Source organism: Butyrivibrio sp. AE2032, from assembly GCF_000702965.1.
In genome coordinates, this window is record NZ_JNLF01000004.1 from 367,296 (window position 1) to 379,580 (window position 12,285).

Annotated in this window: 10 protein-coding genes; all 10 read right to left on the bottom strand. The window is 41.1% G+C overall.

The genetic code is table 11. The features are described from left to right. Positions 1-18: 18 nt before the first annotated feature. Positions 19-438 carry a YbjN domain-containing protein gene (locus BO18_RS15735; RefSeq protein ID WP_034447845.1) on the bottom strand — a complete coding sequence of 140 codons (420 nt, stop codon included), beginning with the start codon at positions 436-438 and terminating at the stop codon, positions 19-21. A 203-nt stretch (positions 439-641) separates the two neighbouring features. Continuing rightward, entirely contained in the window at positions 642-1,919 is a 1,278-nt protein-coding gene (locus BO18_RS15740; protein WP_034447846.1) for a Card1-like endonuclease domain-containing protein, read from the bottom strand. Between the two features lie 21 nt (positions 1,920-1,940). Further along, complete coding sequence (locus BO18_RS15745; RefSeq protein WP_034447848.1) at positions 1,941-4,046, bottom strand: hypothetical protein; 2,106 nt, start codon at positions 4,044-4,046, stop codon at positions 1,941-1,943. Positions 4,047-4,083: 37 nt separating this feature from the next. Then, positions 4,084-5,409: a hypothetical protein gene (locus BO18_RS15750; protein ID WP_034447851.1), complete on the bottom strand. Its 1,326-nt coding sequence runs from the start codon at positions 5,407-5,409 to the stop codon at positions 4,084-4,086. After that, entirely contained in the window at positions 5,399-6,106 is a 708-nt protein-coding gene (locus BO18_RS15755) for a M15 family metallopeptidase (protein WP_051688823.1), read from the bottom strand. The genes BO18_RS15750 and BO18_RS15755 overlap by 11 nt, the downstream gene beginning before the upstream one ends. Continuing rightward, complete coding sequence (locus BO18_RS15760; protein WP_034447853.1) at positions 6,106-7,287, bottom strand: D-alanine--D-alanine ligase family protein; 1,182 nt, start codon at positions 7,285-7,287, stop codon at positions 6,106-6,108. Before BO18_RS15760 ends, BO18_RS15755 begins: the two co-directional genes overlap by 1 nt. An 11-nt stretch (positions 7,288-7,298) precedes the next feature. Further along, entirely contained in the window at positions 7,299-8,864 is a 1,566-nt protein-coding gene (locus BO18_RS15765) for a UDP-N-acetylmuramoyl-tripeptide--D-alanyl-D-alanine ligase (protein WP_081861088.1), read from the bottom strand. Next, on the bottom strand, positions 8,861-9,640 hold the full coding sequence (locus tag BO18_RS15770) for an alpha/beta fold hydrolase (protein WP_034447856.1): 780 nt from the start codon (positions 9,638-9,640) through the stop codon (positions 8,861-8,863). Before BO18_RS15770 ends, BO18_RS15765 begins: the two co-directional genes overlap by 4 nt. Positions 9,641-9,705: 65 nt before the next feature. Then, positions 9,706-11,064 carry a sel1 repeat family protein gene (locus tag BO18_RS15775; RefSeq protein ID WP_034447859.1) on the bottom strand — a complete coding sequence of 453 codons (1,359 nt, stop codon included), beginning with the start codon at positions 11,062-11,064 and terminating at the stop codon, positions 9,706-9,708. Positions 11,065-11,110: 46 nt separating this feature from the next. Further along, on the bottom strand, positions 11,111-12,235 hold the full coding sequence (locus tag BO18_RS15780; RefSeq protein WP_034447862.1) for a zinc ribbon domain-containing protein: 1,125 nt from the start codon (positions 12,233-12,235) through the stop codon (positions 11,111-11,113). Positions 12,236-12,285 lie beyond the last annotated feature (50 nt).

Sequence of the window (12,285 nt, forward strand, 5' to 3'; positions counted from 1 at the left end):
ACAAATTTAAGATTTTAATTAAGCATAGATAGCTTTCATGATGATCGGATAAGATTCGTCAACTATATCTGCAAGCTGGCAGCAGCAACGGAATACTTCCTCTCCGCATGAATCGAGCTGGATAACAGCATCGTCTTCAGCAGCGATGGTGCATTCTTCTTCATCAACGATGAACTTAACCCATCTGAACTTTCTGTTAAGCTCATTGACCAACTTGAACATATCAGCCTTCTTAGCCTCGGGGAACTTAGCGAAATCTCTTGTTCTGATAGCTACTGCTTCCTCACTCTTATCGAATACGATAAGGAATCTTACGCCTTCAAGATTGTCAAGACCAAAACCTGTCAGGATAGCCTCGCTGTCATCACCGACGAGATCATAACGAATTCCCTTGGAATCGAAAAAAGCCGCAGTAACCTTTGCTGCCATGTTTGCCATAATAATGTCCTCCTGAAAATAAAGAATAATAACCAAACGCAAAGAAGTTTGATTTTGATATTATAGCATTCGAATAATAGAAGTTATATAAACTAACAATGAATTTATGGGACAAAAAGCAATTGCTTGTGCATATTGCACAAGCAATTGCTGGATTATTCAACATTTTGTGATATTGAAATAGATCCTATCAAATCTTTTCACTAATTCAGCCAAAGTGACCTGACGATCTTATTCCATTCATCATCTGAAAGATAGGTCAGATCCTTATATTTACTGCCTTTGCTCTGTCCTTCGACAATCCTTATACCCATATCCTGAGCACGCTGTCTTATGTAATTGCCGTAATCATTGTCTTCGAGCGCACTGGCGACAAGTACCTTCTTCGCATATTTTCCGCCAAAACGTTCAGCAACGGCATTGAGCTTATATAGTTCTTCCTTCTCGATATATCCGTTCTTACAGGAAACAAATATTGGAACCATTCCGTGCATTATAATGACATCTATCTCGTTTTCCGTATCATATTCCTCGTGATCCGGGTGAATATTGCCGTCCCAATCAATGATCACACCGTTCATGACGTCATTATAGACAGGCTTTCCGTCCTTCTCCTTTAATTCAAGTGCGGTAAGAAAGACTTTCATCTCAAGTATCAGGCCTGCCATGGTCAGACAGTATTTGACCTGGTGGTTTTTATATGTAACAGAGAAAACATCGTTGTTTATTGTGTAGGAGGTAAGAAGGCCTGCCTTCAACAGTTCATGGAAAAAGGCCACTGTGATACGGCAATAGCCTCCGTTATTATGCGCAACGATACTGTTAAGCACACTAGTCTGAACAGAAACCGTCAGCAGATCTTCATCACCATTCGTTTTCTCAGCATAAGCCAACAATGTCGTCTGTGTGTTCCACAAACCGGTGTTTTCGCTGCAAATACTCCACATCGTTCTGATGTCTTGCTTGAACTCTTCATTCATATCCCAACGGTAAGTGGTATTATCCCTTACCTCATCATAGATTACATCTCCTCCGTAGATCTTGATGAGTTCATCGACAGTCAGTTGCGGTGTGTCTCCTGAAACTATTGTCTCGCCGTCCATATCGACATCAATGATAGTCTTCGGAAGAAGATTAAAGCGGTGCATCTGGATATTGCGGGATTTATAACGTTCATATACCATTCCGGCAGCTACAAGGGAGAGATCGTCCCCGCCGGTCAGATCAAATGTGACCTCTTCATTCTCTTCAATGATCCCCGTAAGGACATTGATAATACTCTCGATACTGTTTTTATTGTAAGACATTAATCTTATTTCGATGTGAATGCCTCTTCCGTCAAATACAGTTTTATAACGCTCAGCAAAAGCTCGCATTATCTTTATGTTGCTTCCAACCATATAAACAATATCTGCAGCATTAGTAAGACTGGAGCAGATGTTTTCAACTGAATCCTTCTCAAAAAACTCTACAAGAACCATAATGTTCCATCACCTCACCTGTTATTCCAAAGGTTCTTTCTCAAATGCTTCAACAATCTCCTTTGTTAGCTTAAGCCTATCCTGTTTCTTTACTTTCGGCGGAAGCTCATCAAAATGGACAAGATCCTCATGGACCTTTGCAGTTGAACGTATCAGTTGCCTTTGTCTCTTTAATTCTTTCTCGACTTTTTTGTCAGCCTCTTTTCTGATCTTTTCATTCAGATCCTTAAGCACCTTTTCCAGATGCTCGTTTGGTCTGACATAACCCTGTGATCTTGTGTACATATTCCATCTCATATGCTCATATATAAGCCACGGGTCTATCTGGCTTGAAACAGACGGCTCAAGACCCTGCTCAAGTATATATCTGACTTTGTGTCTGAAGCTTAATGTTCTGGCATAGACCGAATGACGGTTATACTCGTTGTTATAATAATCTTCCCATGGTGTCTCATGGGCATTGTCAGCTTTTTTCTGAGCCTCAGCCGCCGCAGCCGCTGCTTCCTCCGACTCTTTCTTCGCCGCCTCTATTTCTTTTTTGCTCTTTCCCTTCTGTTTCTGAAGGCTCTCATATCTTTCCAGTGCAACTCTGGCCGTCTCCTGTGCTTTAACGGCGTCTTCCTTAGTCTCGGCAACCTTATCAGCCTGCCTGACTTCGTGGATCTTCTTACTCAACCGTTCGATATCAGACATGGTAATAAACGGGTAACTGTAGACTTCACTTATCTCGCCTGTAACCTGGATACCGTCGAGCATCTTTTCATCCCACTGTTCACAAACAGAAGAATCAGAAACACTTACCTGTATCTTATAACCGTCCTGTCTTTCGAGTCTCTTGCATATTGAATTAACCTTCAACGCAGTATTAATATTGATAAGATCAGTACCGACATTGACATAAGCAAACGTGAAATCCTGATGAGTATCCCTGATCAATTCTTCAAACTTAATCGAATTGATCGACACACCGCCACAGTAGATGTATTTATAGATGGCATCGCCCTTAACATCAACCTCATCCTTTATCTCAGGGATTATGGTACGGATGAGATCAGGCCTGTCTTCATCATCAACAACAACGATCGTTGCTCTGAAACCCGGCATCTGTGAAAGGAACAGTACGGTCTTCAGAAACTCGATATTCCTGTCGTTAACACCGACGATAAGTATCTTGATTTCTTTATCACCTGACTCATTTGTGTGAGCATTTTTGAATATCGAATTATGAAGCAGGTTATTGTATACATATGTCTCTTCTTCACGCACAAAATTGATAACGGTTCTTGCATTCTTTTTGGTGTTTTCAATGTCGTAATGGACCAGATATTCATTGTATACATCACTGGGAGTCTTATTGATCTCGACGTATATCTTTGAGATTACTGGAGTGTTAGTCATCTCATCCGTAATATTTCCGAGATCGCTCAGGTTGTTCTGCTCTATGTCATCAAACAAAAAGACCTCGATGCCTTTCGCATTTTTTTTGTATTTTCTTATTATCAACTTCAACTCTTCATATATAACGATCGCGCCTAATTCCTCTATCTTATGTTTCTTTTCCTCCGACAGTTCATCCTCAGAACCTGCAAAAATAACGTTTCCCGGTTTATCTTTGGGAAGCGTCTTTGCTATAGACGCAGTCTTATCGTTATATTCGGAAAAAACATAAAGATACTTGTTCTTGTTTGTTAATAACTTGATCCTGTTGATAGGACCGTCGAAGAACTTAATAATGAAACCTGCCATAAACAGGAGCATAACGATATTGACCAATGCATGCATTCCGCCATAAAACATTGAGAAATAGGGATGTCCGGGAAAGTAAACCCCTTCATATCCATCACCCAGATACTTTGTAAATGACTTCAGGAATGCTATCAGCGCACTGTGTATCGAATGAAGAAGCAGGTCATTTCCATCGAATTCCCTGCAGAACTCAAACGGGATAAACATAAGCCAGTACGCTGCAAACTCTGATGCAGCTGCGATTACGATCCTGTTTCTGTTATCCTTTCTAAAGAGGAAAACATAAAGTCCGAAGAGGAATAAGATTGTTCCGATGATAAGGAAGATACACCAAGTAATAAAGGCGGCATCAGTATTCCAAAACCAATCTTCACTTAACATAAACCAATTCCTCCGCTGCCTTTATCCGCTTGAAAGATCAACTGTTCTTTTTATTTACTGAAAATAAGACACCACTTACCGGATAAACCCATGTATCATTTAAAACGATATTGTAATTGCGCCCGTTCTCAGAATGTGCATTCTCATAAGAAGTGTTATCACATATATCAAGGAATGAGTACATTTCCACATTCATATCATCAGTATAGTTGACCCTGATCCTGGGATTATGAGTCGGGTCGACCATTGCGACCTCAAGAAGTCCGTTCCATTTTTTAGGCATCTGGAACTGGATCTGAACACTGTGAGATTTAGCGTTAACATCATGATTTGTCTCAAACGATGCGACAATTCCGCAATCAAACACTTTTACATCGACCAGTTTGCCCTGCTTTTTATCCACCCTTATATCAGGAGTAAAAACATTTAAGAATATGTCATTAAATTTCCCGGCAATGAATTGCTGCTGGAAAAACTCAATGTCTTCGATCTCAACATCTAGGCTTTCTCTGAAGATGCATTTCTCAAGTTCATTACCTTCATCATCCATCGGGTTATCTCTCAGGAAAGCATCCAGATTCTCATTATTAAAAAGGAATCCGATGCTTACGCAATTCTTCTTCATATTATTCGTCTCATCTGACAGATACTTTATCTCGTAAAATAATGTCTCCTGAACAAGATAGTATTCTTCCATGCACTTCATATTGCTGAAATATTCATTTTTAGGAAGTGCCTGCAAAATGAAACTGTATTCAAACTGGGTGCGCAGCCTCAGTTTGGATTCTTCAGCAAGATATGTCTTAAGAAAACCATCGATCATAGATCTCTCATCATCATCTTTTTTTATTGAATCGACGTTTCTATTGATCAGATCAAGTCTATGCTTAACAGAAAAATTATCTATCTGCTGTATGACAGACTCACTCTTTGACTCTTCATGGAAGTAATCTTCCAGGGCTTTTGTTATCTCTTTTGAAGCATCCCCGTCTTTATCAAGTGAGATAAGAGACTTAGTAACGAAGACCTTTTTTACATCATCACTAAGTTCATCAATTCCTTCCTGATCAAAGAGCGTTGATCGGATCTTTTCTGAAACTTCATCAGCATAACTATCCTTAGAAAGCTTATCGTGAATTACATCAAAGATTAGGAAAGCCACCAGAACACCCAAAAGATTCATGGCTGTTTCCTTGATCAGGTCGACCCATGAGAAACTGTTGGTATTTATCAGTATGACAACCTCAATTGCGGTCAACACACATATGATAAAAATAACTATCAGATAACTGAGCGTGTTGATGAGTTTATTCGCCTGTTTTCTACGGTTTTGATAATGCTTCTTTTCTGATTCAGTCTCCATTGAATTCTCCCCGGGTAAATACCCCTTTGAAAAAAGCCGGCTGTTCGGTGTAGAATGCCCAGAATCTGTCCCCGTAATCGTAGTGCCACCATTCCGAAGGAAGATTCGTAAATCCTGCGTCGATCATTGCATAATAAAGAAGCCTTCTGTTCTCTCTGATCATTTCAGATTGACTGTCAGCCCCATTATTCTCATAGTAAGTAGTATACGTTCTGTCTGAAAACTCATCAAAACCTGATCCCATGTCAAGTTCGTTACCTTCAGGATCTATTATCGTAAGATCCACGGCACCCCCTGTCGTATGAACCGGAGGCACATTACGGTCAGATACGGGACGTGAGACAAAGCTGATTATTACAGAGTGCTGTATATCACTGTCCTGATCTTCAAGACCGAAATCCTTTATTATCTTTTCTGAATATTTCTCAAACAACTCAAACTGCAGATCAAACGGACGCCAGGTATCCCATATCCTGAATCTGTATCCTTGGGGAAGATTTTCTGAAGCCTTAAGTAGCCTTTCGAATACTTCTTTTCTGACAAAACAGCCTTTCTCAGCATTATTCATGCCCAATTCGGGATACATCATCCTAATATCAAAAGAATCACAGGAATGAAGTTCTATGAATTCTGACTTTATGAATGAAGTTTCAAGGTAAACGAACGGTTCTGGCTTGTCAGGAATTACTCTGCTCATTACAGTTTGCTTCCTTTTGATCCTCCCAGGCTTGCAGTATTAAGGATATTGGTATCAAAGGCAAAAGTAAGACCGCCTTCAATACGCATTCTCTTAAGTGCCAGTTCGATCATCCTGTCGAGAAGTTCTTTGTAAGGAACACCAACAGGTTCCCACAGATAGAATGCAAGTGATCCCGGGATAGTGTTTATCTCATTGAAATAGAGCTTGCCGGTATCCTCATCGATCATGAAGTCGATCCTGGACACTCCGTTGCATCCTAAGCCCTGGAAGGCTTTAACTGCAAGTGAGCGTATTTCCTCCCGCATCTCCGGAGAGAGTTCTGCAGGGATAATACGCGAGGTGCTGGCCATTCCCTTCGATCCGCCGGACTTGGAATTGCCCGTGTATTTATCTTCGTAACTCAGTATATCCTTAGAATGCAGAGGTTCCTCGCATTCGGAAGCCATAGCATCATTCTCATCACCCAAAACAGAGCAGTTGATCTCTCGCAAATTGGTTATGGCAGTCTCAACCAGCACCTTGGTAGCGTAGCGGAAAGCGTCATCTACGGAATTGGTAAGTTCAAGCCTGTCCTTAGCCACGCTGATACCAACGCTGGAACCGAGATTGACGGGCTTAACGATAACCGGATATCCGAACTTGTTCTCGATATCATCAAGGAGCGTGTCTATGTTGCTGTAATCCTTTAGTGTGTACAGTGCGGAATCCAGGACAGGTATGCCCTTTTCTTTAAGAACGATCTTCATTACATACTTATCCATTCCCAAAGCGGATGCTTCTACATCACATCCGACAAAAGGAATGCCCAATGTCTTAAGGTATCCCTGAAGGGCTCCATCCTCAACATTGGTTCCGTGTACGATTGGGAAAACGACATCAATATCGATATCAACATTTTTGCCGAATTTCTTGAACGGGTAACCGACGATATGAACTTTCTCGCCTTCATTTACCATGATCACTCTCTGCGATCTGCTCAAGAGTGAGTCTATATCCTTATATGATTCGATCTTGCCTATATCGTCTCCGATATACATCAGGTTCTTCTTCGTAAGATAAACTGGTACTATCTCATACTTATCCGTGTCCATGCTGAGGATCGCCTGTATGCCTGATATTACGGAAATCTCGTGTTCAACGCTCTTTCCTCCGAACATCATAGCAACTCTGGTCTTCATATCGATTCCTCCTAGTAGTTATCGGGAAGGTCATTCTCGAGGAGAATATATCTGTGGCCTTCACCTTTTATTGTATATGCGTAAGCCAACGCGTCTTCAAGTTTATCATAAACAAGGCACTTTTTCTCAGGAAAACCCTTGCTCAGAACACCGTTCCTGATAGGTACCGCACGCTTTTTGCCGACTAAAAGTATGTAATCACAGCAATCAGCGGCATATGTGCCGAAATTGAAGTTGTACTCTTCTTCCTTTTCGCCGAGTTCAACCATACCCGGAGTGATGAGTATCCTGATACCGTCGAACATTGCCAGGGTCTCCACAGCAGCCTTGGAACCTATGGGATTGGAATTGTACGCATCATCGATGATGGTGACATTCCCGTGTTCTTTCATCTGCATGCGGTGTTCGACAGGCTGTATCCTTCTAACAGGCACGATCAGGTCTTTCAAGGCTATTCCCATTGAATTGGCAACCGCTATGGCACCGACAACGTTTATGACATTGTGCATCCCGATAAGCTTCATCTGGTATCTTTCAGTGTCGCCATTTGGGGTTACGACTGTAAAATCCGTGCCATAGTTAGATACGGATACGTCCTTGGCATAGTATCCCTGGCCTTCATGTTCAGAGAAATACATTATCCTGTTCGGATAATCGGCAGCCTTACGCTGAATATATTCATTGTCACCGTTCAGGAACAGCATCCCGTTACTTGGAACTGCATCTGCAAGCTCATACTTTGTCTTAATGATGTTATCAATGTTATTGAATGTATCCAGGTGCTGAGGGCCGATTGAAGTAATAATGCCGTGATCAGGGTGAACAAGATCACATATTTCCTTTATGTCCCCTACCCTTCTTGCACCCATCTCGCAGATAAAGACCTCGTGAGTCGGTTTCAAATACTCCCTTATAGTCCTTGTAACACCCAACGTAGTGTTGAAATTACCGGGAGTGACCAAGACATTGTATCTGTTCTGAAGCAAAGTCTGAAGGTAATATTTTACGCTCGTCTTACCGAAGCTTCCCGTGACTCCGATTATTACCAATTCAGGCATCTCCTTGAGCTTGCGTTTTGCGTCGTTGATGTAATGATTGTTTATCATTACTTCCATGGGGCGGTTAATGATGTTAGCGATAAGGAGAACAAATATCTGGCATGAAACCGTCAGCATCAGAACACCTGTAACCCGCTCGATGCCTATCAAGAATACTACAAGCACAAAAGGGATAACCGAAATAATGGTGATAGTTGTAATCAATCGCTTAACCCTGGCAGTGTAAACAAGCTTTTTCTTGGTGTTTATCCTGTGGAGCGCTCTGTATACGGCGATCTCAAGGAGCAGTACCAGATAGATCAGTATATCCAATGCCAATAACGGGAAAAACAATCTGAATATGGCAACTACAGCGCCGAATCCCAAAAGCCACTGCTGACGGAGGTTTTTCTTTATCCACCATAATTGCTCATCGTTCTTATAGCCGTTGAGCTGGAACATATGGATGTTATGCCGCATGACCAGGAAAAAGGTATATATGACCAGAGCAAATGTTATTACGGTACGTACTATCATCATCTTGCTCCTATCCCGAAATAGGACTGCATGATAGCCCTGAATTGATTAGGTTTCTCAAGGAAGGAGAAGTGTCCTGTTCCTTCAAGCACGACAAGCCCTGACGAAGGAATCTTCTCCTTCATTATCTGTGCATCGGTTATAGGTGTTGCCGTATCCTTATCGCCCCAGACAAGGAGCGTGTCCTGTTTGATGCTCGGCAAAAGGGCTGTAAGGTCCTCATTGACAGCCTTAACAAGGCAATTTCTCATTACCGGTGAAGCATTTCTGTAGTCGCTCGAACCCTGTCTGCTGCGCCAATCGTCTATCAGCTCGGGAAACAGCGCATAGATGACTTTATTCTTGAAGATACGGTTAAGGATCTTATACTTTCTCGTCTTTATCTTCTTCCATAAAGAACGCTTCGGCATTATGCCGGCGCTGTCTATCAGCACTACTCTGTCGATCTCAAATGGAATATTATCTCTTGCAGCCAACTTGATAATGATCCTTCCGCCGTAAGAATGACCTATCAGGGTAGCCTTTCTGATATCCAAAGCCTGCATCAGCTTACAGAAGAAATCCGCAAACTCATCAACATTCCACGAAGTCTTGGGTTCATCGCTGCCGCCAAAACCCGGTAAATCGAACTGAAGCACACGATACTTACTGTTTACAGAGTCTGCCACCCAGTCGTAGACACCCAAATGTGTCCCCCAGCCCTGGAGGATCACAATAGTTTCAAGGCCTTCGCCTGTTATCTTGTAATTTATGTTATAGCCGTCAACGGTAATATTCATGTGCACTATTATATAACTTTAAAATATTATGTCCAAACACGGCATATTTCAAAGTTATTTGACAATCATTGCACTCCCATCAGCCTGCGGCACAGATCCGAATACTCGTTCGGACCACCAAAATATCTGTCAAAGTATGTAATTGCCTGATAATAGTCCCGAAAACAATCAAAATAGAGTTTTCCTTTACAAAGATCACCAATTCCGTCATCCTGCTGATCGATCACTAACAGTTTTTTACCGATATTTCGCCTGACAGCTTCATTATCAGTGCTGTGCGCAAGTTTCAAGAACGCATCCACCAAAGCACTACGCAGACTCAATTGGGTGGAAATATCATACTCATGACTCAAGTATTCGTTTATTTCCGAAAAAGCACTTTCGACATTCAGGCAAAGATTATATGAATAGCTCCAATCAAAAGACCTTTTTTCAGGATCAGATGTCAGTTCCAGCATCTTTATAGTTACCAAAGAATTACGTTTCTTGTTTACGACCATTTTCAGAAAACCCGCTGCACTTAAATCATCATGGTATAGCAGGCGCCTTCCTGCATTATCCGGAACATTACCTTCTTCCAGCATACACATCCCAATATTACCGGCACAAATAATGTCTCCCTCTAAGGCTCTCCTAAGCTCATGACGGACCAGATATGCTGAAAATGCACTTTCAACCGAACCTAATAACTGTCCATGAACAAACTCATCAAGAAACTCATCCAATGAATCACTGCCGTCAATTCCTATTTCACGCAAACAGGAATAATAATGCAACGCATCAAAACTCGAACTGTAATAATCATTTCTTGTATATCGTGAACCTTTTGCTCTTTTAAGTTTGTCCCAGTCCTTATTGTCGAACCCGACCAAATAATCCATCGCCAACTTCAGATCAGGAGCAGTTCCAAATCCGAAGATATAACAAATGGCTCTTGATAAAGCCGCTTCGCCGTACTCAAGCTCGCTGTAAAGCAAGGTATTATCAATCGAAGCCTCAAAATCATCAATAAACTGAAATGCATTCTTATTAGCAAACCGCTCCTTATACTCTTCAAAAGGCCAACGCATATAACCGATCTCGCCACGACGTTCTTCGAAGGCGATTTCGATTTCAGTAGGATATATAGCTTTATGTTTGGATATCATTGTCGGGCGGAATCTCATCCTGTATATATCAGTCACAGCTTCAACATCACCAAAAGACTGATAATAAAGCATCATCCTCCGCTTTGAAACATAAGATCCGTTTCGAGCTGCTTTAATATCCCACTCAATAAATTTTTTGTAATCCTTTTCGACTCCCCAGCCCCAAAAATAGGCATCAGCAATCCAAGTCTGTGCCCATGACACTCTCTTATTGGCCAAGCTTAAATAGTGTTCAAATATCTTCTTTAATTCATTTTGTTCAGCTTCAGGATTCATATTAAAAACCTAATTGCTACCATTCCCACCCACAAAGGGAAACAAATCAATTCGGACTCCGCAATTTATTATATTTATTAATTATGCTTAAACGCCACTCTTCTTCAAGAATACTCATCTTCAGTGCTTCTAAAGCAATATCCAATACTTTATTCTTTTTCACGTTATTATTTTTACGCTCGCATATTTCAACAAGAGCATAGACAGCATAATCCATGAATTGCCATTCCCAATAGTTCTGATAAGAACCATAGAAATGCCGGTCGACTACAGAAGAACAATAATTCAAATCTTCCAATGGCAACAGAAATATCTCGGCCAAACTAATACACTGTTGTTTAACATCCGCTACAGGCAGAGAATCGATCCATTCCATACCTTGCTCTTCAAGTTTCTCAGCATTAAGAGCCTGTCGGTAATATGCATTTGCAGATAAGATCAAAAAACGGTCTTCAGTGAAGGCCTTTGCTATATCAGAACATTTTTTATCGTATTGATTCGCGGAAAAGTAATTCTTCTTTTTCCTTTCAGCCTGAGATTCAAACAAAAGCTGGACACAATAATAAAACGAAATATTGCTTTGAACATCTCTCAGCAGACGTCCGTCAATATCATATTGTTTATATCTTCCGAAGTTATTAGCCAAAAGAGTTATTCTACGGTTAAGATCTTCAAATCTCTGTAAAAGGCCATAGTCATCGCTCCAAGAATATTCTTCTTCGATTATATCTAAATAATCCCTGCAAACCGATAAGAACTCTTCTTTATATTCTTCATATTCGATCTCAAACGAATAAGCCTCACTTCTTTTCTTAGCTTCGTCAGAATAAGACTTTAACTCACGGCCGTCTGATATCGTTTCCGGATTTTGTTTCGAAAACTCATATACTTTATTCATTTCCTTGCTGAGCTTAAGCCATCTGTCACGCAATTCAGTAGCTGATGCAAAAGGATTTTTCACCAACTGTTTTTTATATCTGCTAACTGTTTCAGCCTTGATCTTGTAATACTCCGCCAAGCGGATCGCATGGGCATCTTTCTTTTCTTTATGATTAATCGCAGATTGCGCTTTCGATGAATCAGGCATCTGCCCGATAACATATGCACCGCATTTGCGACAGAATTTAGCTCCGGGATTAATTCTCGTTCCGCACTTAATACAAAAAGCCATCTAATCCCTCATCTTTTACCAAACACAAACACATATTCATTTAGCGCGCC

Coding starts and splice junctions, on each gene's coding strand:
- BO18_RS15735 (WP_034447845.1), bottom strand. CDS start 438: ATGGCAAACATGGCAGCAAAGGTTACTGCGGCTTTTTTCGATTCCAAG.
- BO18_RS15740 (WP_034447846.1), bottom strand. CDS start 1,919: ATGGTTCTTGTAGAGTTTTTTGAGAAGGATTCAGTTGAAAACATCTGC.
- BO18_RS15745 (WP_034447848.1), bottom strand. CDS start 4,046: ATGTTAAGTGAAGATTGGTTTTGGAATACTGATGCCGCCTTTATTACT.
- BO18_RS15750 (WP_034447851.1), bottom strand. CDS start 5,409: ATGGAGACTGAATCAGAAAAGAAGCATTATCAAAACCGTAGAAAACAG.
- BO18_RS15755 (WP_051688823.1), bottom strand. CDS start 6,106: ATGAGCAGAGTAATTCCTGACAAGCCAGAACCGTTCGTTTACCTTGAA.
- BO18_RS15760 (WP_034447853.1), bottom strand. CDS start 7,287: ATGAAGACCAGAGTTGCTATGATGTTCGGAGGAAAGAGCGTTGAACAC.
- BO18_RS15765 (WP_081861088.1), bottom strand. CDS start 8,864: ATGATGATAGTACGTACCGTAATAACATTTGCTCTGGTCATATATACC.
- BO18_RS15770 (WP_034447856.1), bottom strand. CDS start 9,640: ATGAATATTACCGTTGACGGCTATAACATAAATTACAAGATAACAGGC.
- BO18_RS15775 (WP_034447859.1), bottom strand. CDS start 11,064: ATGAATCCTGAAGCTGAACAAAATGAATTAAAGAAGATATTTGAACAC.
- BO18_RS15780 (WP_034447862.1), bottom strand. CDS start 12,235: ATGGCTTTTTGTATTAAGTGCGGAACGAGAATTAATCCCGGAGCTAAA.